Origin of the sequence: Acholeplasma hippikon (genome assembly GCF_900660755.1) — a bacterium.
In the GTDB taxonomy this organism is placed as follows: Bacteria; Bacillota_I; Bacilli_A; order Acholeplasmatales; family Acholeplasmataceae; genus Acholeplasma; species Acholeplasma hippikon.
The window spans coordinates 1152680-1175100 of record NZ_LR215050.1 but is presented as its reverse complement, the minus strand read 5'-3'; the positions used below and the strand labels follow the sequence as shown (position 1 = coordinate 1175100).

23 protein-coding genes and 2 tRNA genes are annotated in these 22421 nt (G+C 32.5%); 1 reads left to right on the top strand and 24 read right to left on the bottom strand.

Going from position 1 to position 22421, the window contains the following annotated elements; all coding sequences use genetic code 11:
• Positions 1-47 precede the first annotated feature (47 nt).
• Entirely contained in the window at positions 48-965 is a 918-nt protein-coding gene (locus EXC59_RS05790; RefSeq protein ID WP_035370083.1) for a lipoate--protein ligase family protein, read from the top strand.
• A gap of 11 nt (positions 966-976) precedes the next feature.
• Here the strand turns inward: EXC59_RS05790 and EXC59_RS05785 are convergent, their stop codons facing one another.
• From EXC59_RS05785 to EXC59_RS05675, 24 genes are all read right to left on the bottom strand, one after another.
• Complete coding sequence (locus tag EXC59_RS05785) at positions 977-1795, bottom strand: DUF4349 domain-containing protein (protein ID WP_035370082.1); 819 nt, start codon at positions 1793-1795, stop codon at positions 977-979.
• An 84-nt stretch (positions 1796-1879) separates the two neighbouring features.
• Positions 1880-2509 (bottom strand): hypothetical protein, encoded by a 630-nt coding sequence (locus EXC59_RS05780; RefSeq protein WP_035370081.1) that lies wholly within the window; start codon positions 2507-2509, stop codon positions 1880-1882.
• A 100-nt stretch (positions 2510-2609) separates the two neighbouring features.
• Positions 2610-3986, bottom strand: coding sequence for a dihydrolipoyl dehydrogenase (lpdA, locus tag EXC59_RS05775; protein WP_035370080.1), 1377 nt, complete (start codon positions 3984-3986; stop codon positions 2610-2612).
• Between the two features lie 19 nt (positions 3987-4005).
• Positions 4006-5610, bottom strand: a complete 1605-nt coding sequence (locus tag EXC59_RS05770; RefSeq protein ID WP_084145298.1) for a 2-oxo acid dehydrogenase subunit E2 — start codon at positions 5608-5610, stop codon at positions 4006-4008.
• Positions 5611-5633: 23 nt separating this feature from the next.
• A complete protein-coding gene (locus EXC59_RS05765) occupies positions 5634-6617 on the bottom strand; it encodes an alpha-ketoacid dehydrogenase subunit beta (protein ID WP_035370079.1) in 984 nt (327 codons plus the stop codon).
• A 1-nt stretch (position 6618) separates the two neighbouring features.
• Complete coding sequence (gene pdhA / locus EXC59_RS05760) at positions 6619-7704, bottom strand: pyruvate dehydrogenase (acetyl-transferring) E1 component subunit alpha (RefSeq protein ID WP_035370078.1); 1086 nt, start codon at positions 7702-7704, stop codon at positions 6619-6621.
• Between the two features lie 139 nt (positions 7705-7843).
• On the bottom strand, positions 7844-8464 hold the full coding sequence (locus EXC59_RS05755; RefSeq protein WP_035370076.1) for a Fic/DOC family protein: 621 nt from the start codon (positions 8462-8464) through the stop codon (positions 7844-7846).
• A complete protein-coding gene (locus tag EXC59_RS05750) occupies positions 8461-8781 on the bottom strand; it encodes a type II toxin-antitoxin system RelB/DinJ family antitoxin (protein WP_162164091.1) in 321 nt (106 codons plus the stop codon). Before EXC59_RS05750 ends, EXC59_RS05755 begins: the two co-directional genes overlap by 4 nt.
• A 68-nt stretch (positions 8782-8849) precedes the next feature.
• Positions 8850-9086, bottom strand: a complete 237-nt coding sequence (locus EXC59_RS05745; protein ID WP_035370075.1) for a hypothetical protein — start codon at positions 9084-9086, stop codon at positions 8850-8852.
• A gap of 58 nt (positions 9087-9144) precedes the next feature.
• Complete coding sequence (gene speB / locus EXC59_RS05740; protein WP_035370074.1) at positions 9145-10020, bottom strand: agmatinase; 876 nt, start codon at positions 10018-10020, stop codon at positions 9145-9147.
• Positions 10017-11492: an aminotransferase class I/II-fold pyridoxal phosphate-dependent enzyme gene (locus EXC59_RS05735; protein ID WP_162164090.1), complete on the bottom strand. Its 1476-nt coding sequence runs from the start codon at positions 11490-11492 to the stop codon at positions 10017-10019. Before EXC59_RS05735 ends, speB begins: the two co-directional genes overlap by 4 nt.
• Before the next feature lie 125 nt (positions 11493-11617).
• A complete protein-coding gene (locus EXC59_RS05730) occupies positions 11618-12157 on the bottom strand; it encodes a zinc ribbon domain-containing protein (RefSeq protein ID WP_035370072.1) in 540 nt (179 codons plus the stop codon).
• Between the two features lie 185 nt (positions 12158-12342).
• Positions 12343-12966: a YjgN family protein gene (locus tag EXC59_RS05725; protein ID WP_035370071.1), complete on the bottom strand. Its 624-nt coding sequence runs from the start codon at positions 12964-12966 to the stop codon at positions 12343-12345.
• Positions 12967-13483: 517 nt separating this feature from the next.
• Positions 13484-13615: a hypothetical protein gene (locus EXC59_RS07240; RefSeq protein ID WP_269471624.1), complete on the bottom strand. Its 132-nt coding sequence runs from the start codon at positions 13613-13615 to the stop codon at positions 13484-13486.
• A gap of 278 nt (positions 13616-13893) precedes the next feature.
• Positions 13894-13969: transfer RNA gene (locus EXC59_RS05720), tRNA-Glu, on the bottom strand.
• A 6-nt stretch (positions 13970-13975) separates the two neighbouring features.
• Positions 13976-14067: transfer RNA gene (locus EXC59_RS05715), tRNA-Ser, on the bottom strand.
• A 63-nt stretch (positions 14068-14130) separates the two neighbouring features.
• Positions 14131-16305 carry a Tex family protein gene (locus tag EXC59_RS05710; RefSeq protein ID WP_035370069.1) on the bottom strand — a complete coding sequence of 725 codons (2175 nt, stop codon included), beginning with the start codon at positions 16303-16305 and terminating at the stop codon, positions 14131-14133.
• Between the two features lie 57 nt (positions 16306-16362).
• The gene (locus tag EXC59_RS05705) at positions 16363-17112 is read right to left on the bottom strand and encodes a hypothetical protein (RefSeq protein WP_129614262.1); all 750 of its coding nucleotides are present in this window, start codon (positions 17110-17112) and stop codon (positions 16363-16365) included.
• 37 nt (positions 17113-17149) lie between these two features.
• Positions 17150-17503 (bottom strand): holo-ACP synthase, encoded by a 354-nt coding sequence (gene acpS / locus EXC59_RS05700; protein WP_084145296.1) that lies wholly within the window; start codon positions 17501-17503, stop codon positions 17150-17152.
• Positions 17500-18426, bottom strand: coding sequence for a DNA-binding protein WhiA (whiA, locus tag EXC59_RS05695; protein ID WP_162164089.1), 927 nt, complete (start codon positions 18424-18426; stop codon positions 17500-17502). Before whiA ends, acpS begins: the two co-directional genes overlap by 4 nt.
• A gap of 17 nt (positions 18427-18443) precedes the next feature.
• The gene (locus EXC59_RS05690; protein WP_035370066.1) at positions 18444-19343 is read right to left on the bottom strand and encodes an NAD(P)/FAD-dependent oxidoreductase; all 900 of its coding nucleotides are present in this window, start codon (positions 19341-19343) and stop codon (positions 18444-18446) included.
• Positions 19344-19355: 12 nt separating this feature from the next.
• Positions 19356-20990, bottom strand: coding sequence for a prolipoprotein diacylglyceryl transferase (lgt, locus tag EXC59_RS05685; RefSeq protein ID WP_035370065.1), 1635 nt, complete (start codon positions 20988-20990; stop codon positions 19356-19358).
• The gene (hprK, locus tag EXC59_RS05680) at positions 20980-21927 is read right to left on the bottom strand and encodes an HPr(Ser) kinase/phosphatase (RefSeq protein WP_051659083.1); all 948 of its coding nucleotides are present in this window, start codon (positions 21925-21927) and stop codon (positions 20980-20982) included. The genes lgt and hprK overlap by 11 nt, the downstream gene beginning before the upstream one ends.
• A 1-nt stretch (position 21928) precedes the next feature.
• On the bottom strand, positions 21929-22420 hold the full coding sequence (locus EXC59_RS05675; RefSeq protein ID WP_035370064.1) for a phage holin family protein: 492 nt from the start codon (positions 22418-22420) through the stop codon (positions 21929-21931).
• Between the last annotated feature and the right edge of the window lies 1 nt (position 22421).

Below are 22421 nucleotides of genomic sequence, written 5' to 3'. Positions count from 1 at the left end.
TATCATTTATCATGTTTTATATGATAAGATAAATACTGGTGATATATATGAAGACAATTCTTTCAATTTCAACTGACCCATACTTTAATCTAGCATGGGAAGAATATATTTTAAAAAACATTTATAAAGATGAAGATATCTTCTTACTTTGGCAAAATGATACCTCAATTATTGTAGGTAGAAACCAAAACGTATTTGAAGAGGTTAATTTAGATTTCGTCGTTAAAAATCATATTCCATTAGTCAGACGTATTTCTGGTGGTGGAACTGTTTTTCATGATCTTGGTAACTTAAATTATTCTTACATCACATCTGCCAAAGGGAAAATTAATAACTATAAATTAATGACTGAAGATTTAATTAAAGCACTGAATGAATTAGGCATTGATGCGCGCTTTGAAGGAAAATCTGACATTAAAATTAATGGTAAAAAAATTAGTGGTAATGCCCAATCTGTGATTGGTGATAGACTGCTTCATCACGGTACTTTATTATTTAATTCGAACCTTGAAAAACTAAATGGTGTTATTAAACAAAAAGATACATCAATTGAAAGTATCAGCGTGAAATCTAACCGTTCAACCGTAACTAATTTATCTGAATATACAAATATGTCCATTGAAGAAATTAAAGATTATATTTTAAAACGTTTAGTCCCTTCTGATCAAGTACATACTTTATCTGATAAAGATATTAAACGAATTGAAGACCTAAAACAAGAACGTTACTTAACATACCAATGGAACTATGGTGAAAGTCCAAAATCAACCATTGATAAAAATTTAGGTGATTATCGAGTAAAAGCTAGTATTGCTTATGGAACAATTGAAGATATTATAGTCATCCATCAAGGTACACTTGCATTAAATATTTCTAGTTCTTTAGTTGGATTAAAATGTTATCCAACAGAATTAAATCAATTACTCAAGAAACATCCAGAAATATATCAAATATTATTCGAATAAAAAAGGGGAAATTATTCCCCTTTTTCTTTATCCTTTTTTTGTTGTTTTAATAATTTTTTCATCTTTTTATTTTTACTGATTCTATATCCAATAAATGTTACACCACTTACAATGACACCTATTGGAAGGAAGAACATCACAAGGTTTGAAATACCTCTGAATGCCGCTACTAAAAGGTCTACACCTTTCATGAACGAATTTCCTAATTGGTTAAAGAAACTAGGTTTTTCTACATCTTTTGGATTTGAGCTTACAGAAAGCGTTACAGTTGAATACTCTACCAAACTATCAAAATTAGATAAATTTCCTTTTAATCTAGCTAGTTCAGATTGAACTTTACTAATTTGTTCATTGATAAAAATCATTTCAGATAGACTTGCATTTTCGTAAAGTTCTTGAAGTCTAGCTAATTGTAATTCATAATTTAAAATTTGAGTTTCAATATCCACATATTGTTTAGATATATCTTGTGCTGTCTTTTCAAATTGCGTCACTTTATTTCCATTACTAATTTCATCTAAGAAATTATCTAAACGTGTTGTCTTCACACGAATAACTAAACGACTCTCATTTAATGAGGTTGATTCACTATCAATCCATTCATCACTATTAAGTGCCTTTTTAATATGAATAACATATGCCTCAACATCATCTACTAAAACCCCCATAGTAACTTTAAAAATCAGTTTTCTATTTGGTTCAGTAACTTCTTGAGCCAACTCTCCTACATTTGCATCATCATCTCTATCTGCTGGTACACCACTTGTACTACATCCTATAAGCATGAATAATGTAAAGATAAAGATAACCCCTAATATAATTTTCTTCAATTGTACTTCCCCCTTAAGTTTATTTTAACAGTTAAGGTTACGCCATTCAAACAAAATAAGAAAACCTGATAGAAATCGGGTTTTTTAGTATTCCGGAATATATTTAATTAATATTTTTCTAAAGAAGTTAATCATCGGTCCACAGCCAAATGCACAAAGTATCGTAAACCATCCAATTTGAAATAAATTACCATATATTAAACCTAAGATGACTGCAATGACTGCTAGGCCACCTTCAATAATAATTTTTGGTACCCAACCTGTTTTAATCTTAGAACTCAAATAAACTAATGCAATTTCACTAGGTGCGGCAGGTAAACTTTTATTTAACACAACAATCCCTACTGCAAAACATACAATGACAAGTCCTACAACACTAATAAGTGCATTCATGAAAAATGTTGTTGGATAAAATCCTTTAAACACAATTAAATCAAAGAAATCAATAAATGATCCTATTGAAAAGACAACAATTAAACTGAAAAATATACGCCAGTTTTTAATTAAAATAAAATTTAAAATAGTCCATGAAATACCAATAATAAATGATGCTCTACCAACAGTTAAAAAATCAACCGGTATCAGTTCGGCTAAATAAAAAGAAATTGCATCATAAGGAAATGCACCTTGTTTACCATGTAAAATCAAGGCAATTCCTGAAGACATAATAAAATATCCTAATACTTGAAGTAATATACGTTTAAATAGTTTCATAATAATCCTCCTCCTTCAATATTCAATTATACCTTATTTATGCAATTTATTATATAAATAATAAAAAACACTTACCCAATCGGGTAAGTGTTCTTATGAATTAGATATGAATTGCTTTATCAATAGCGCCTAATGCAGCTTCTAATGATAATTCAGATAATGTTGGATGTGGATGAATTGCATGAGCAATTTCATAAGCTGTAGCTTCTGATGCCATAGCAACTGAGAATTCAGAAATTAATTCTGTTGCATTGTATGCATAGATGTGAACACCAACAACTTCTAAGTATTTCTTATCAACGATTAACTTGATGAAGCCTTCTTTTTCACCATCAGCTAATGCTTTACCAACAGCTGCTAGTGGAACTTTAGAAACTTTATAGTCAATACCGCGTGCTTTCGCTTCTTTTTCAGTTAATCCGATAGCAGCGATTTCTGGTGAACCGTAGATACATGATGGAATCTTATCGTAATCCATCTTTTGATGACCCTTCTTAAGGATGTGTTCAACAGCAACGATACCTTCATGTTCTGCAACGTGTGCAAGCATGAATTTACCATTAACATCCCCAATTGCATAAATGCCAGGAACGTTAGTTTGTAAGTATTCGTTAGTCTTGATGTTTGCACGATCCATTTCTAATCCTAAGTGTTCAAGACCCTTAGAGTTAGCACGTGTACCAACAGCCATTAAGATTAAATCACCTTCGATAGTTACATCTTGACCAGCTAAGTTATAAGTTAACTTATGATCGCTAACTGATTTAACTTCAGCACCTGTTAAGATTTCGATACCATCTTTCTTTAATGTCTTAGTATATGCTACGCGAACTTCTTCATCCATAGTTGGTAAGATACCATCCATCTTTTCAATGATTGTAACTTTTGAACCAAATGAATTAAATACTGTAGCGAATTCAACACCAATAACACCACCACCAACGATTAAGATTGATTTAGGATAATTCTTAACTGCTAGTAATTCTCTTGATGTTACAACAATACCTTTCTTGTAAGCATCTTCAACTCCTGGAATTGGAGGAACGATTGCTGAAGCACCAGTTGCAATAATTACATTTTTAGTTTGTAATGATTCGCCGTTTACTACAACTTCATTTGCTGATTTAATTTCACCAAATCCGTTATATACGTCAACGCCGTTTTTCTTTAATAAGAATGCCACGCCACCTGTTAATTGCTTAACAACGCCATCTTTACGTGAAACAATTTTTGACCAATCGAATCCGATTTCGCCACTTGCTGTTACACCATAGTCGTTTGCATGTTTCATTGTCTTAAATACTTTAGCAGATTTTAAGAAAGTCTTTGTTGGGATACATCCGTGATTTAAACAGATACCTCCAACATTTTCTTTTTCAACTAAAGCTGTTTTTGCCCCAAGTTGAGCAGCCTTAATAGCAGCTACGTAGCCACCAGGTCCTCCACCTACGACAATAATATCGTATTGTTTAGCCATGATAATCTCCTTAGCTTAATTAGCTTAATAGTAATAATGTAGGGTTAGTTAATAACTCTTTAATTCTGCTTAAGAATCTACCACCATCAGCACCATCGATAATTCTGTGGTCTACTGCTAATGATAATGGTAATACTGAAGCGATTTTGATTTCACCATTTTCAACAACTGGTTTTTGTTCAATCTTACCTACACCTAAAATTGCTAATTCAGGGTAGTTAATTACTGGAGTACCGAATGCGATACCAGCTGAACCGAAGTTAGTGATTGTAAATGTACCATGTTGTTGTTGATCTAATGAGATCTTTCTTGCGATTGTATCATCAGCTAATTTTCTAACTTGGCTAGCTAATTCGAATACTGATAAGTTTTGAGCATTCTTGATATTTGGAACGATTAATCCGTCCGGAGTATCAACTGCCATACCTAAGTTAATATATTTCTTAATGTATAATTCATCTGTTTCATGATTGAATGAAGCATTGAATGTTGGGAATTCTCTTAAGGCAATAACAACCGCTTTAGCGATGAATGCCATGTAAGTTAATTTAATGCCTTTAGCTTCAGCAACACCTTTAGCTTTACTTCTGAATTCAACTAATGCATTAACATTAATTTCATCAATTAAAGTTGTATGAGGAATTGTGTAAACTGATCTAACCATTGCGTTAGAAATAGCTTTACGTACTCTTGAAATCTTAACAACTTCAACATCACCTTGTGGTTTAGCTGGAGCGGCAGCAGCAGCTTTAGGAGCAGCAGCTGGTTGTTGAGCAGCTTGAGCAGGAGCAGCTTGTGCAACTGGAGCTTTAGCAGCTTGAACGTCATCTTTTAATACACGTCCTTGTTCACCTGTTCCCTTAACTGTTGAAATTTCAACACCTAAGTCAGCAGCAAGTTTACGTGCAACTGGTGAAGCTAATACTTTACCTGTTGATGTAGAAACAACTTCTTCATGTGATCCACCGATGATTTCATCAGATACTTCAATTTCACCAACAACACCAGCACCTTTAGAAGCTTTTGGAGCTTCTGCTGGAGCAGCTGGAGCAGCAGCTAATGTAGCACCTTTTTCACCGATTAAGACAACAGTTTCACCAACGTGAATAACTTCGCCTTCATTTTTACCAATCTTTAGAATTGTTCCAGAAACTGGAGCAGGTAATTCAGCGTTAACTTTATCAGTTTCAACAACTACTAAAGTATCGCCTTCTTTTACTGAATCTCCAACTTTGAAGTTCCATTTTAAGATTGTTCCTTCATGGATACCTTCACCGATATCAGCAAATCTGAAATCGTATACGTCAGCTGAAGCAGCTTGAGCTTTTGGAGCTTCTTGAGCAGGTGCAGCAGCTACTGGAGCTGGAGCAGCTGGTGCAGGAGCACCTTTACCATCGTCAATGATAACTACGTTTTCACCAACGTGGATAACTTCTCCTTCTTGTTTTCCTAAAGCAACGATTACTCCATCAACTGGTGATGGTAATTCAGCGTTAACTTTATCTGTTTCAACGATAACTAATGTATCGCCTTCTTTAACTTTATCTCCTACTTTGAAGTTCCATTTAAGGATAGTACCTTCATGGATTCCTTCCCCGATATCAGCAAATTTAAATTCAAACATGTTTTTTATTTCTCCTTATGTCCTTATGGTCTTACTTTAGCTAAGTTTCTTAAGTAAGCAGCGATCTTATCAGGATTTGGGAAGTGATAATGTTCGCCTCTTGCTAAAGGAACAGTAATATCGAATCCTGTTAAACGAACTGGAGCAGCTTCTAAGTTGAAGAATGCTTTTTCGTTTACCATAGCGATTAATTCAGCAGCAGGTCCGTATGTCTTAACAGCTTCTGTTACTACCATGAAACGTCCTGTCTTTTTAACTGAGTTTAAAATTGTTTCTTGATCGTATGGAGCGATTGTTCTTAAGTCGATTAATTCAACTGAAATTCCTTCAGCTTCAACAACTTTAATTGCTTTTTCAACTTCACGAACGATTGCACCCCATGCAACTACAGTGATGTCAGTACCTTGTTTAACAACTTTAGCTTTTCCTAATGGAATTTCGTACATTTCAGCAGGAACTTCTTGCTTACCAGCACGGTAAATTCTCTTTGGTTCTAAGAATACAACTGGGTCTGGATCATTGATAGCAGCTAATAATAAACCTTTAGCATCATATGGAGTAGAAGGTGTAACAACCTTTAATCCTGGAATTGATCCTAATAATGTTTCAATAGCTTCTGAGTGGTGTTCTAAGGCTCTAATACCGCCACCATGTGGTACACGTAATACCATTGGAACTGGGAATTGACCTCTTGAACGGTTTCTGAATCTAGCAGCATGAGTTACTAAATCAGTATAACCTGGGAAGATGAATCCATCAAATTGGATTTCAGCAACTGGTTTTAAGCCATTAACAGCCATACCGATTGCAGAACCAACGATTGCAGATTCAGCGATTGGAGTATCGAATACTCTATCTACTCCATATTTCTTTTGTAAACCAGCAGTAACACGGAAAACTCCGCCTTCGAATCCGGCATCTTCACCGAATAAAACGACGCTTTGGTCTTTTTCCATTGCTTGATCAAGAGCTTGATTGATAGCTTCTAATAATGTAACGATTGGCATATTATTTAGCTCCTTCTAAGAACTTCTTGTGTTCTTCGTATTGTTCTTTTAATTGTGGTGTCATTTCAGCGTAAGTATGTTCGAAGATTTCAATTAATTCAACGTTTGCGCCATAGCTTTCAACTTTCTTGAATGTTTCACCGATTTCAGTGTTAACTTCTTCAATTAGTTTAGCATCTTCGGCTTCTGACCAATAACCTTTATTGATTAAGTAAGTCTTGAAGCGAGTGATTGGGTCTTTTTCTACCCATGAATTTTCTTCTTCTTTAGTTCTGTAGATTGATGGGTCATCAGATGTAGTGTGTGGTCCCATACGATAAGTGAACGCTTCAATTAAAGTTGGGCCTTCACCTTTACGAGCTCTGTCTAAAGCTTCTTTAGTTGCTACGTACATAGCTAACATATCGTTACCATCTACTTGAACGAATGGAATACCAAATGCAGCACCTTTTTGAGCTAATGTTTCTGAGTTAGAAGCTTTAGCAACTGGTGTTGAAATAGCATATTGGTTATTTTGGATAACTGCTACCATTGGAGCTTTGAATGATGCTGCGAAGTTTATACCTTCGTAGAATTCTCCGTGAGCTGTACCACCATCACCGATAGTGAATACTGCTACTTCGTTAGTTTTCTTAATTTTAGCTGCCATAGCTAAACCTGCAGCTAAGTTTGATTGAGAACCAATGATGATGTTTGTAGGTAATACTTTAACACCTTCAGGTCTAATTGATCCTCTTTCATTACCATACCAGTATAAGTAGATTGATTCTAATGTTACACCACGGTATAGTTGAGCGTTTAACTCACGATACATTGGAGAGTTCCAATCTTGTGGTTCCATAGCAGCTGCCATACCGATTTGTGTTGCTTCTTGTCCCATGTTTGGAGCATAAGTTAACATACGGCCTTGTCTTTGGTATTGTAATGCTTTAATATCAGCATTGCGTCCTAAAACAGCTGTCTTATACATTTTTAATAATGTTTCTTTTGGTAAATTCGGTTCGAATTTTTCGTTAACGATTTTACCTGTATGATCTAAAATTTGAAATTGTTTATCTTTAGATGCGTCATACTTCTTAGCAATCATAAATTTCCTCCTATAAAGCTTTTTTATTGCACCTTCATTATATAATAAAAAAAGCCCTATCTTATAGATAAGGCTTCAGTGACGCTCTAGAAATTTGCTTTTCGAAATCAATTTTTCTAAAAATCACACAACTTTTTTATTATTTCTTTTGATTTGTAACACATTTGTTGGAAAGCATTAAATTGAAGATAGAATTGATATGATAAAACTCCCCAATCGTTGCCCAAACAAGTGCATTTCTAATTTCACTTTCTTGGCGCTTAAACTCCTCTAAATCTATACAATACCCATATTTTTTAATAAAAAAGTCCAAAAACACCATGATTGTACGGGTATTTCCCTCTCTGAATGGACGAATCACCCATAATGAGACAATCATATTAGTCAAGTTATCTACAAATTCTTCTTTCGTAAATGATTTCCAAGATAGATTCATGAATTTTTGATCAACCTGGTCTAATTCTTTTAATATTAATGTGTAATCTGCGTATTCAACTGTATTTTCACCTAAGATGAATTCACTTTTTGTCACATTCATGATGCGAATTTTACCAGCCCATTCAAAAACGTGCTTAAACAATATTTTATGTAATGTTAATAAATCTTTTGAACTCTTCACTTCAAAGTCTTCTTTTTGAAGTTTGATTAATGCTAAAGCAAATTGCTTGGCAGTATACTCTTTTAATCTAGCTTTATCTTGAATACCTGCAACATTAATATGGACATTGGTCCCTGGATATAAGTAAGGATCTTTAATCATCTTTCTCTACCTAATGCAAATACTGCAGTTTCAAAATCAATTTCCTCTTTTGCATATAGTAAAAGAATGTTTCTAGCATACGGACTTGGTTTTCCACCACCAAATGCGTTAAAGCCAATCGCCTTTTCAAGTTCTTGATAAGCTTTCTCATATTTAGGTAGTCTTACTTTAAAAGGAATTCCCTCATCTAATACAATTTGATTTAAATATAAATTTATCGCATCGCTCATCTTTAAGTTCAATTCTTTTAAAATGACTTCAACTTTATCCTTAGTTTCTTTATTGACTCTTACATTAATATAATCTGTTTTATTCATATCATCACCAAACTAATTGTAACACATTTGTTGGAAAAATGCGATTTATCAATAAAAAAACGTGCAATTTACACGTTATTTTTATTTTTTAATTTATTCATTTTATATATATACTTAGACTTTCTATACAATTTAGGCATTGATATTAAACTAACTGGTAAAAGAATTCCAACCGTAATGAATAAAGGATTATCAAAGTCAGTGTTATGCTTTACAAACACATAACTATATAGATAAATAGATCCAAAAATAATAATTAATAATGAAATAATAAATAATGTAATATATATAGCTAATTTTTTCACTTAATTACCTCTCTATAATCATTATATATAAAAAGGGTGATGATTTCACCCTTTTATATTATTTACGTTTATTTAATGCGTTATGAAGTAAAAGAACCATTTCACGAGTTGTTTTTGCTGCAACTGCGTTTGTAGCTCCACTTGGATCTAAGTATGGGCTTAATTCTACTAAGTCAGCACCAACAAGATTATTTAACTTTTCAAATTGTTCAAATGCCCAGATTAAATCTTTATATTGCATACCACCTGGTTCAGGTGTTCCAGTTCCTGGGGCAACCGCTGGATCTAAAACGTCAATATCAATTGTAATATATACTGGTTTATCTTTTAAGAATTCAACAGCTTCTGCTAACCCTTCAAAGTCAAACTTTCTTTGATGGATATGTTTCTTAGCCCATTCAAATTCCTCTTTATCACCACTTCTAATACCAAATTGGTAGATATGATGATCACCTAAGAATTTATGTGCTTGTCTCATGAATGTTGCATGACTCATTTCCATGCCAAAGAATTCTTCACGTAAATCCGTATGTGCATCTAAATGAATAACATATAAATCATCATACTTTTCTTTGAATGCTTTTAAAACTGGGTAAGTTACTAAGTGTTCGCCACCAATCATAAATGGAACTTTATTATCATTTAAAATTGTCTTAGTTGCATCATAGATTGTATCTAAACATTCTTTAACTGCACCAATCGGCATATCTAAATCACCAACATCACTAGTCTTATAATCTTTTAAAGACATATCACGATATGGTGAATACCATTCAACACCAATAGAATCTACTCTAACTGCATTTCCTGCAAATCGTGTACCAGGACGGAATGATGTAGTTGCATCCATTGGTACTGAGAAAATCACAACATCAGCATCTTTATATTCTGCTGTGCATGATTGAAATGATAAATCTACTTTTTTTAATTTCATAGGTCTCCCTCATATTTTATCCAGTTATCTTTATCGACAACTTTAATGTATCCATCTTCAGTATCTGAAAGAATGGTTGAACCTTGTGACTTATAAAACGCTAAGTCATCTAAAATATCTTCGTTAATGATTTCTCCTGGAATCACAAGTGGAATTCCTGGAGGATATACCATGATATTTTCTGCAGCAACCTCATTTAAAGCATCTTCTACTCTAACATATTTTTTAGGTGCGTGGTATGCTTCACGTGGACGCTCATAAGTATCAGGGTATGTAAATCTAATTTTATGTCTAATTTGTTTATCAGTTTTATACTTTCGTAATTGTTTTAATCCTTCAACAAATTTATCTAAATCTTCTTGTGTTGTACCAATTGATAATACTGCAAGGATGAGATGGGTCTCAGCAAGTTCCATTTGAATATTACAATCTTGAGAAAGAATATTATACGCATCAAATCCAGTAATACCTAAATCAGAGACTTGAACCATAATCTTTGTTTCATCATAATCATAACCCTTATGATTATAGATATATTCTTTCGTAATCGCTCTTAATCCTTTTAATTTATTAATGCGTTTACGTGTGTCTTCAGCCATCTCAATTAATTTTTCTAACTTTTCTTTACCATACACAGCCATATAACTACGTGCACTGTCTAAAGAAGCCATGAAAATTGATGATGGTGAGGTCGATTGTAAAATATTTAAAGTTGACTGAACACGATTCTGATCAACTAAATTACCTTGTGTTAATAATATAGATGTTTGCGTTAACGATCCAACGGTCTTATGAATTGAACAAGCACTCATATCAGCTCCAGCTTCCATGGCAGATATTGGTAATTTATCTGAGAATCCAAAGTGTGCGCCGTGTGCTTCATCGACTAAGACTAGCATCCCATATTCATGGGCTAACTTCACAATTTCTTTTAAATTGGAAGTCACACCAAAATAGGTTGGGTTAATAACAAAAACAGCCTTGGCATCTGGGTTTTCCATAATAGTTTCTCTTAACTCACTTAAGTTAATACCATTTGCAATACCTAATTCAGAATCCATATGTGGTTTCATAAAAATTGGCATTGCCCCAGACAAGATAAGTCCATTTATTGCTGACTTATGTACGTTACGCGGAATAATAATTTTTTCTTTCGCACGTACAGCCGTCATAATCATTGTAATGATACCTTGTGAAGTACCATTAATTAAAAAATACGCATGCTCAGCACCAAAAGCATCTGCTGCTAATTCCTGAGCCTCTTTAATGACACCCTTTGGTTTAGATAAATTATCTAATCCCTTTGGTGCATTGGCATCTAATAAAAATACATTTTCTCCTAAGAAACTCTTAAACTCAGAATCTAATCTACCCAGTTTATGACCAGGTACATCTAATGCAGTTGTTCCTGAAGTTCCATAGGCTTTTATTTTATCAAAAAAAGGTGTTTTTGTTTGATCTAATCTAGCCATGTTTCACATCCATTCTATATAAAAACATCTTAACGAATATATTATAATATATTAATTTAAATATTTATTATTTTCGTAAAAGAAAAAAACTTGCATTTGACTGCAAGTTTATTTTTAAATACTATTTATCTAACTAAAATTAATACTTCTAATCCGTGAATATCTGAGTTTCTCCAGTAGATTACATATTTATCTGAGAAAATGGTTGTTAACTCATCGCTTGATGAAGTCGTTATTTCTTCATAAGTACTATCTTTAAATCCTAATTCTTTTAAGACTTGTTTTAATACTGCCTTCGTTTCAACATCATAGTTACCATTCATTGATGGATAATCACTATTTGGATCAGATATTAACCTAATTAATGTACCTTCATTATTAATTTCAACGTAAGGAACATTTGCGTATGCTTCACCATATTTATCTTTAAAGTTAACTGGTTTCATTAAACTGTTTGCAATTGATACAGAGCCAATAATTATACCTAATAATAAGACAAATCCTATGACTGTTGAAATTAATTGTTTTCTAGCAAACCTTGGTTTTAATTCATAATTCTCGTTATCATTATCTAACTTTTCACCACATGTTTTGCAGAAGTGTTCATCTTTATGATGAACTGCACCACATTTGGGACAAGCAACTTCATTTTCCTTTAATTCCATGCGAATCTCCTATCTATCCATAAAAATATATTCTTGTATAAAGAATTATTTAACTGGATAATATTTCCCGATATCATTATATCATGACGTTTTTTATATCATACTGAATTGATATAAGGCATGAATAAATCGGATAATTTTGTTAAATTATATAAATATTTTCAACTTGAAAATAAAAAAACTCGTTAAATAACGAGTTCTTCTTCACTTACATAATAATCAACACTAAAATGTGTATTTTGATAAATGTATTGATAAATTTTCTTTTGAGCATACCATGAACCAATACCAAGTGTGATTACCCCAAAGAAAATCCAACCAATCACGCCAAACCATGGTGCTTCAGTATCAAAGATTAAACTTCTACCATTAATCACTGTACTAGAGTGCATATACTTATAGAAAATAATAAATGTCCATGCTGCTGGAATAATAAAGAACATCCATCCAAGAGCAAATATTAATGCGTTAGCAAGTAAATCCCATGCAGTTCCTGTAAAATCACATAAGCCGTCATTTTCACCAACAACTCTTACACGATTATAAACCCATTTTAACATCTTCTTATAAGCAAATGGAGCACCAATTCCAAATGTTACTGTTGCAAATAAGATCCAAATTAAGATTTCCCAAGCCGGACCATCTTCAATAAACTCTAATTGTGAATCATCAATCATAATTTGACTAAAGAACCACTTTAAGTATTTTGGTAATACAAACGCTAGTGGAACAAGGAAGAATCCAGAAGCGATACTTAAAATAATGTTCCATACAAATAAATCTAATGCTTTCCCTTTAAACTCCGACATAAACTTACCCCTCTATAAATTTTTTCCTATCCACCATTATTATAAGATATAAACGTTATGATTTCATTATAAATATATCAATATTCTTTTAATATATGTCGTCAGGTAAAAAATTATATTGCCTACAAACTTTTATAAACTTTTTAAATCGATAAGGATATCTATTACTTCCACTAAATATTTTTTCCTCTTGATGATTAGATAATACAATTTCCCACTGTAATCCATCATGGATATTTGGTTATTCATAATAACTTAACCACTTAAACATTTTAATGTCATGATGAATCTTATCTATAAATTCATTAAAATCCTTTACGCTTTTTTCAGTAACTTCCGTTTCTAGATTCATATTTTTTTTATAATCATTGATGAATCATCATGAAGTTTCCAAACATAATTAAAGAATTGACGATTATATTCTAAGTTAACTTCTACTTTTGTAATATGCATATGTCCCTCTATTAATGTATTATTTTATCAACAACGTATTGAATTTTGTTTGCCGTATCAAGCATCATACTTCAGGTATAAACTTAACACTAGCTGCTTTTTGATTTGTGAGTGTTACGTAATGAACGAGTGCAGATAAATATGCATCATTCATATTTAGGTGATTTAAATCTAACTTTTTTATCAACGGCTTCATTTTCCGATTTGAAGGTACTCTCTTTATGACCAAGATAGGTGTAATTAATTGCATAGGTATTTCCCTGATAAATTTTATTTTCCATGTTAAAAGAGAATTCATCATTGAATCCACAACTTCCTAATATAACTGTACTGATTAATACAATAATTATATATATTTTCTTCATCTGATCCCATCATCTGTAAGTCATACATCTAAATTATAACATGGCTAAACTATATAAAAAAAGAAAAAAAGACTTAAGATTTCTCTTAAGTCTTGGTTTATCACTCAAATGGTGACCCGTACGGGATTTGAACCCGTGAATGCATGCGTGAAAGGCATGTGAGTTAACCGTTTCTCCAACGGGCCATTTGATGGCGGAGTGAGCGGGATTTGAACCCGCGCACGGGTATTATCCGTCTAACGCGTTAGCAGTGCGTCCTCTTCGGCCTCTTGAGTATCACTCCACTTTTAAGACACGATTTACTCGTGCCTTTATATGATAACTTATTTAGATTTTAATGTCAATGCTAATTTAAATTATTTACCATTGTTAGACCAACTTTTTGTTTTTGGAGGTCAATATTTAGTACCCAAACCTTAACAATTTGTCCAACTGAAACAACTTCTTTTGGATGTTTAATAAACTTGTTAGACATCTTAGAAATATGTACTAAACCATCATTCTTTAAACCAATGTCAACAAACGCACCAAAGTCAGTAACGTTGCGTACAACACCTTCTAATTCCATACCTACTTTTAAGTCATCAATTGTAAGGATATCTGACTTTAAGATTGGTTGATCATAATCATCACGAACATCTCTTAATGGCGCCTCAAACGCTTCTAAAATAATTGCCAATGTATATTTATCAGTATTTAATTCTTTAGCTAATTTTTCTTTATCAATTGATTCTGTTAACAGTTTAATCGTTGGTTTTCCTAAATCCTCTTTAGTGATGTTTAATCGCTTCATGACCTCACGTGCAAGTTCATAACTTTCTGGGTGAATAGAAGTCATATCAAGTATTTCCTCACCTTCAGGAATACGCAAGAATCCAATTGATTGTTCATATGCTTTAGGTCCTAATTTTGGAACATTTAAAATATCGCGACGATTTTTAAATCCACCAATTTTATTACGATAACTTACAAAGTTTTCTGCCATTGATTTTGTTAAACCTGATACATAAGTTAATAATGATTTTGATGCAGTATTTGCGTTTACACCAACTTGGTTAACTACTTGTGTAACAACGAAATTTAATGTTTCATCTAACTTTTTAGGTGTCACATCATGTTGATATTGACCAACCCCAATTGACTTTGGATCAATCTTTACAAGTTCTGCTAATGGGTCTTGTAAACGACGCGCAATTGATGCTGCAGAACGTTCCTCAACTGAGTAGTCTGGGAACTCTTCACGCGCAATATCACTGGCTGAATATACTGATGCCCCAGCTTCTGAAACGATCACATATTTAGCATCCATATTTTCACCTTTTAACACTTCAGCAATAAACTTTTCAGTTTCTCTTGATGCTGTACCATTACCAATTGCAACAATTTCAAATTTATATTTTTTATATAAAACTTTTAATTGTAAACGCGCCTTAAATAGTAAGTCTTCATCTACTTTCGCACCAACTGATTTTTCGTGTGGATAGATAACACCTTTTTCTAATACCATACCGTTTTTATCAACAATACATAACTTACAACCTGTTCTAAAGGCAGGGTCAACACCAAGGATAACTTTACCTTTTAAAGGTGGTTGAAGTAAGAGTTTAGATAAATTATCAGCAAATACTTCAATTGCTTGATTTTCAGCAATATCACTTAATTCTGATCGGATTTCTCTTTCAATAGATGGGAAGATTAAACGTTTTAATGAATCTAGAATTGCTTCTTCTAAATAGGTTTGAGCAGTTGAAGGTTTTTTAATTACTTGTTTGATTAAATAACTTTCCATTGCTTCTTTTGTACCATCTAATTTAACTGAAATGACTTTTTCATCTTCAGCACGATTAATCGCTAGTACTTGGTGAGGTTTAATACGTTTAATTGGCATAGAAAAATCATAGTACATATCATATACTTGTTTTTCATCAATCGTCTTACCATCTTTTTTAACAGTTGTTACCACTAAACCATTATTAAATAGATAATCTCTTAAATACTTTCTATAATTTGCATCATCGCTTACCTTCTCAGCAATAATGTACTTAGCCCCTTCAATTGCATCTGAAACGGACTTCACTTCTTCAGTTAAGTATTTTTTCGCTTCTTCTCTAACTTCAGTTTTAGGGAATTCAAGCATAAAGTTTGCCAGTGGTTCTAAACCTTTGGCAATAGCTTCTGTTGCTTTTGTCTTTTTCTTTTCCTTAAATGGACGATATAAATCTTCAACTTCAACTAACTTTGTTGCATTAAGAATTTCATTTTTTAATGCTTCTGTTAACATGCCTTTTTCTTCAATTAAGCGAATAACATCTTCTTTACGTTTTAAAAGGTTAGTTGCATATTCATACGCTTGATTAATCGCAAATATTTGTTCTTCATCCATGCCGCCTGTTACTTCTTTACGATAACGAGCGATAAAGGGAATCGTTGCACCCTCCGCTAAAAGATCTAAAACTGCTTTAACTTTTGATATTGGAAGCTTTAAATCTTCTGATACACTATTAACTAACAATTCATTCATAATTATCTCCTAATAAAATTAGGGGAAAACAGTTTCCCCCTAATTAATGCATTTCTATTATTTTAAACTTTCTAATACGCTGTTTAATTTAGTTACTGATGAAGGGTTTTTATCAATTGCAGTCCAAGGACCAAACCAATTTAAATCGATTCCATCTGTAACTTCTAACATAACAGGTAAGCTTGCAGAAGCAGCTTGACCTTCGCCAGTATCAACTACTGAACGGTATGCAGCATTATCTGATAAAGTAACATCAACAAAGAAAATCGCAACTTCATCACCTAATGTAACGATTGTATAATCTTCAACATCTGGGTTTGTAACAGCTAATTCTTTTTTAACACTTAATCCAAATAATTCATTAACAACATTTAACGCTTCAGTTTGACGATCTAAAGCTTTTTCATCAATGCTTGATTGATCATAATCAGCAATAAATAAAACATAAACATATTTATAGTGATCTAATGCATATCTAATTCCAACATGCTCAATGTTTTCAAAGTTTTCACCATCAACAATTTGTCTTACATGAGAAACATTTACATAGTTGTTTGCATGATATGTAGGTTCGAATCCTTTATCTGACTTATTAAAGATTGTGTCAATTACAAAGTATAGTGTAATTGCTAATAATCCAGCAGCCATGATGTATAAAACGATTTTAAAGAATAATTCACCTTTTGGAGATTCTTCCTTAACCCCTGTTAAAACTCCTGATACTTTCTTTTCTTTTACTTCTTTTTTTGATACTTCATTTTTATTCGCACGAGCCATTTTTCCACATCCTTCTTTAAAAATACGCATATCTATTATAGCGAAATATCATTTGATTTACAACTTTTTACAGATTTTCTAACACAACAAACGCAATTGCATGCTCATTTGTGTGTGTAATTGTAATATGACAGGTTAAACCCTCAATAAATCTCGATGAAACATAGGGTGCACCATGACTATCATTCAAGATGATAAAGTCTTTATAGTTTGCAGTTTTATCCCCTTGTTTGAAACATTTGAATAATGCTTCCTTTGCAGCAAAGCGTCCGGCAATAAATGTATGACGTCTATTATCATCTGTTATATCATTAAAAATTTCTAATTCTTCGCTTGATAAGATGCGTTCAGCAAAACGTTTGATATCAAGTTCCTTGATACGACTAATCTCAACTAAATCTGTTCCAATCGATTTAATCATACATTATTACTCCTTACTTCATCAGCTAGTTCTTTTATTTTTTTATAGCGATGATTTAATCCAGACTTGGTAATTTTTTCTTTATACATCTTTTCAAATACATCAACTAATTCATTTAAACTTACATCTGGGTTTTCTTTTCTAATATAGATAGCTTGTTTTAATTTAACATTTAGATTAGAAAAGTTCTTTTCCACAATCATAATATCATCTAACTGAGCATTTGCTGCCATAAGTGTTTTCTTTTCATTGGCAATCTCACAGTTTAAAACACGATTAATTGAGTTATTAAAATCTCTTTTAATTCTTATATCTTCAAATTCAAAAACTGTTTCTGATGCACCAATATATCTTAAGAAATCTTCAATACTAGAAGCATCTTTTAAGTAACAAATTAATCCCTTACGACGGGTAGTTATTTTCGCATTCAAATCCAAGTCATTCATTAAACGTTGAATGCGTAAGATAACATTTTTATTTTCTGCATAAATTTCTAAATGATATTCTGCAGTTTTAGGATCATTCACAGAACCACTCGTTAAGAATGCACCTCTTAAATAGGCACATTTTGCTTCACTCGTTTGTAGAATTAAATCCTTATCATCTGAATCCGAAAATATACCGTGTTCAGAAATAATTTCTTCTAAACTCTCTGTAATTCCTAGTTGAATTTGCATACCTTTTCTAAAATTACTTTGTTGTTTCGTTAAAAGTGTATTTTCAACTTTATAGAGTTGCTTTAACAAACTTAAAAATCGTCTTGCGACATTTGTGTTGTTTGATTTAAACCAAAGTGCTTTTTGACCATTTGAGATTGAAAACTCAGTTCCAAGTTCAATCATTGCCGCTAATTCAGCTAATGACACATCTTTTGGTTCTTGAATTTTAGTAAGTTCTTCTTTTACTAATTTGGCAAAGCTCAAGACGATTCACATCCTTTTTATTGTTCTAAATATTTTAAGATATTTTGAACGGCAATTGCGCCATCATTCACTGCAGTAACGATTTGTCTGATTTGTTTTTCGCACACATCACCTGCAGCATAAATACCTTTAACACTTGTTTCCATTTTTGAATTTACTTTAACATATCCATAATCATTTAAGATACCCAAGTTTTTAAACATGTCAGTGACTGGTCTTAATCCAATATATTCGAATACCCCATCACAAGGAATTAAGATTTCCTTATCTTGTTTTAAAACTTTAACACCTTCTAGATTAAAGTCCCCTAAGAATTCAATTACTTTTGCATCATAAATGATTTCAACATTTTCTTTATTTCTTAAGATTTCTTGGGACTTTAAATCCGCTGTTAAGTGAGGTAAGTTTTGAACGACTGTTACATGACTTGCAAGTGATGATAAGTAAATTGATTCTTCAACCGCAGAATTACCCCCACCAACAACAACTATTTTTTTATCTTTATATAATGGGCCATCACAAATCGCACACCATGAGATACCATTATATGTAAAGTTTTCTTCATTTTTCACACCTAATGTTCTTGGGACTGCACCGGTTGTGATTAAAACCGTTTTTGTTTCATAAACACTATCAGTTGTTTTAACAACTTTATGTGTGACTAAATCCAATACTTCTATAACTTCTTCAAACTTAACTTGAATGCCAAGTGATAGAACATGCTCGAACATATTCGTTGCTACTTCATAACCGCTTGTCTTTTTAAACCCAGGATAGTTTTCTACTTCTGCAGTACTTACAACTTGTCCTCCTGGTGCACCTTTTTCAAATAATACTACGTTTAAGTTTGCTCTTTTTGCATAAATTGCTGCAGTCATCCCAGCGGGGCCACTACCTATAATTAAAATGTCGTACACATCAATACCCCCTTAAAATATTTTAAGTAATTTTTCTAAATCATCAATCACAATATCTGGTTTTGCAGCTAATAATTCGCGGTAATGAATTGAATAGCTTACACCAATTGCACGCATACCACACGCTTTAGCTGCTAAGACGTCATTGGCATGATCTCCTACATATGTGGCGTTTTCTTTGGTAACATTTAAAATTTCTAATGCTTTTAAAATTGGTTCAGGATGCGGTTTATGTTTATTCACATCATCACTACCAACAACAACATCAACAAACTTTAATAAATCATTTTGTTCTAATCCTAATTCAACAAATTCTTTTTTCTTACTTGATACAACACCAATTAAATAACCATTATTTTTAAGTGCTTCTAATGCCTCATATGCATGTGGGAAACCTTTCACACCTAATTCGTGATGATTAATTCGGTTTCGTTCACGATAAAATGTCACCATTTGTTCAATTTTCTTTGGATCTTTTTCATACCAACTAAAACTTTCATGTAAAGTTGGTCCGAAGAATGCTTTTAATTCATCATCGCTTAAATTAATATTTGGTAAGAATTTTTTAAATGTTTCTCTTGTATTAACTTTAATTAATGCTAATGTATCAAGCAGTGTTCCATCTAAATCAAATAAAACTGCCTTTTTACCGTATTCATCATAGTAAGGTAAGTTCTTTTGATACTTACGTTTTAAGAAGAATACTAATAAACCTGCAATGATTAATCCAATTGATGTAAGAATAGAAATTGACACACCACCAGCAGATAAAGGTTCACCAGATAATGATGATTCTAAAATACGAAGTGTTTCTGTTGGGATTCTACCTACACCATACCAAACTAAATAGAATGCTAGCATATCACCTAATCTAAATTTCTTCTTATGTCTAAATGCAAGTATAATAATTAAACCAACTAAGTTCCATAAACTTTCATATAAGAATGTTGGATGATGATACTCAGGTGTTCCAGTATTTACGTTATAAACCCCAGCACCAAAATCCATTCTTTCTCTAATAAATGCAGGTAACCAATTTGCATTATTCATTACTGGCCCATATAACTCACGGTTCATGAAGTTACCCCAACGTCCCATTGCTTGACCAATTAAGAATCCTGGTGCAACAATGTCTAACATAAACCAGTAACTGATTTTTCTACGTCTTGTAAAGAATATTAATCCTATAAAGACAAAGATAATACCACCATGAATTGCTAAACCAGCTAACTCAAATGAACTACCATTATATCCAATAATTAAAAGTGGATTTTTAATGAAATCATTATTTGCTAATGTACCTTCAGTTATACTTCTTAAAATGTCAGAAAATACATACCACAGTCTAGCCCCTAAAATACCTACAAAAACGAAAATCAATAATCCGTCCCAAAGAATTTCCGGGTCTTGCTCAGCACGTTTAAATTCTAAATATCCTAAAATAGTTGCGAAAATAATACCAACCATAATAAAGACTGCATACCATGCAACAGGTAACCCTGGCACATTAAAGGTTGAATCCCAACCACCACCTGCTTTTGCACGTTCTACTTGATTAAATGTTGCAATAAAAACCAAGAACATGAAAACTAACGCAAAACCACCAAACACGATATAATTTTGATACTTTTTAAAACTACTCTTCATCGTCTTCTCCTTTTCCTGCTGCCTTGATTGCGACATTCTTTACAAGTTGTTCAGCTGCGTTATATCCTAAGTATTTTAACTTTTGATTCATTGCTGCTGATTCAACTAATGTCGCGTTATTTCTACCTGGTAAGACTGGAATTGTTACTTTAGGAATCTTTGTATCAAAGACTTCATAAACTTCAGTTTCTAAACCTAGTCGATCATAAACTTTCTTATCATCCCAAGGTTCAAGTTCAACAACTAATCTAATTTTTTTATTTTCTCTAAAAGCACCAGCACCTAACATTTGAACGACATCAACAATACCTATTCCGCGAATTTCAATGTAACGTTCTAGAATCTTTGGTGCTTGTCCAATGATAATACCTGGTGCTGTTTCATAAACATCTACACGATCATCAGCAATTAAAATATGGTTTCTTTTAATTAATTCAAGTGCTGTTTCAGATTTACCAATACCGCTCTTACCAATGATTAAAGTCCCCATGCCATAAATATCAAGTAATGTACCGTGAATTGATTGTCTAGGTGCTAATTCACTACGTAAGTATGAGTATAACTTAGAGTTAACAGGCGTTGTTCTTTCTTTACTCTTTAAAATAGGCACATTATACTTGTTACCTAATTCTAAGAAATATTCAGGAATATCCACATTCACACTAAATATTACTGCTGGTGGTTCTTGTTTAATAACGGCTTCAACACGCGATTTTTGAATTACTTCATCAAACAAGCGTAAGAAGTGTGCTTCCTTTGAACCAATTAATAAAATTCTTTCTTTGTCATAAAAGTCTAAGAATCCTGCAAACTCAACTCCTGGTCTCGCTAGCATTTCTACACTGACTCTTCTTGTTATTCCTTCAAACCCTGCAACAACTGCTAACTCCATATGTTTAGCAATCTTTTTTACAGAAATTGATCTTTCAACTGCCATCTTAAGCTCCTCCTTGAATCCACTTTGTTTTTCTTACATAAACAGTGAATAGTGTTCTTACAATCATAAATAAAATCGTAAATGTAAATATATTGAGCGGGTTATTAAAGAATGTAAAATCATGAACGATTAAACTAATAATCCAGAACAATACCATATTAATAACTAAGAAAATAATTCCTAGTGTATGAATGACAACTTTATAAAAGAGACTAATCGTAAGCATCTTTATGGTTGTTTCAAATAGACTATACATGACAACTACAAGGAAAAATCCTTGAATTGATGAAATATCTGCAATTTCAAAAAACTCTTTTGAAAATCCCATCACAATTCCAAAACTAAATAAATTCACTATGACTGTTAAAAGGATGTGAATACTAAAGTTGTTGTGTAAAAAGTATCCTAGTTTATAGGTTCTTTTTTTCTCTCTATCTTCTAACGCCTTATCGATTTCATCGATTATATCTTTATTATCGTTATCATTATTCATA

Coding starts and splice junctions, on each gene's coding strand:
- lpdA (WP_035370080.1), bottom strand. CDS start 3,986: ATGGCTAAACAATACGATATTATTGTCGTAGGTGGAGGACCTGGTGGC.
- EXC59_RS05730 (WP_035370072.1), bottom strand. CDS start 12,157: ATGGAATTAAAGGAAAATGAAGTTGCTTGTCCCAAATGTGGTGCAGTT.
- EXC59_RS05675 (WP_035370064.1), bottom strand. CDS start 22,420: ATGAATAATGATAACGATAATAAAGATATAATCGATGAAATCGATAAG.
- speB (WP_035370074.1), bottom strand. CDS start 10,020: ATGAAATTAAAAAAAGTAGATTTATCATTTCAATCATGCACAGCAGAA.
- EXC59_RS05790 (WP_035370083.1), top strand. CDS start 48: ATGAAGACAATTCTTTCAATTTCAACTGACCCATACTTTAATCTAGCA.
- acpS (WP_084145296.1), bottom strand. CDS start 17,503: ATGATTAAATCGATTGGAACAGATTTAGTTGAGATTAGTCGTATCAAG.
- EXC59_RS05705 (WP_129614262.1), bottom strand. CDS start 17,112: ATGCGTATTTTTAAAGAAGGATGTGGAAAAATGGCTCGTGCGAATAAA.
- EXC59_RS07240 (WP_269471624.1), bottom strand. CDS start 13,615: ATGAAGCCGTTGATAAAAAAGTTAGATTTAAATCACCTAAATATGAAT.
- EXC59_RS05735 (WP_162164090.1), bottom strand. CDS start 11,492: ATGGCTAGATTAGATCAAACAAAAACACCTTTTTTTGATAAAATAAAA.
- EXC59_RS05710 (WP_035370069.1), bottom strand. CDS start 16,305: ATGAATGAATTGTTAGTTAATAGTGTATCAGAAGATTTAAAGCTTCCA.
- EXC59_RS05750 (WP_162164091.1), bottom strand. CDS start 8,781: ATGAATAAAACAGATTATATTAATGTAAGAGTCAATAAAGAAACTAAG.
- EXC59_RS05770 (WP_084145298.1), bottom strand. CDS start 5,610: ATGTTTGAATTTAAATTTGCTGATATCGGGGAAGGAATCCATGAAGGT.
- EXC59_RS05765 (WP_035370079.1), bottom strand. CDS start 6,617: ATGCCAATCGTTACATTATTAGAAGCTATCAATCAAGCTCTTGATCAA.
- EXC59_RS05780 (WP_035370081.1), bottom strand. CDS start 2,509: ATGAAACTATTTAAACGTATATTACTTCAAGTATTAGGATATTTTATT.
- EXC59_RS05725 (WP_035370071.1), bottom strand. CDS start 12,966: ATGTCGGAGTTTAAAGGGAAAGCATTAGATTTATTTGTATGGAACATT.
- pdhA (WP_035370078.1), bottom strand. CDS start 7,704: ATGATTGCTAAGAAGTATGACGCATCTAAAGATAAACAATTTCAAATT.
- lgt (WP_035370065.1), bottom strand. CDS start 20,990: ATGAAGAGTAGTTTTAAAAAGTATCAAAATTATATCGTGTTTGGTGGT.
- EXC59_RS05755 (WP_035370076.1), bottom strand. CDS start 8,464: ATGATTAAAGATCCTTACTTATATCCAGGGACCAATGTCCATATTAAT.
- hprK (WP_051659083.1), bottom strand. CDS start 21,927: ATGGCAGTTGAAAGATCAATTTCTGTAAAAAAGATTGCTAAACATATG.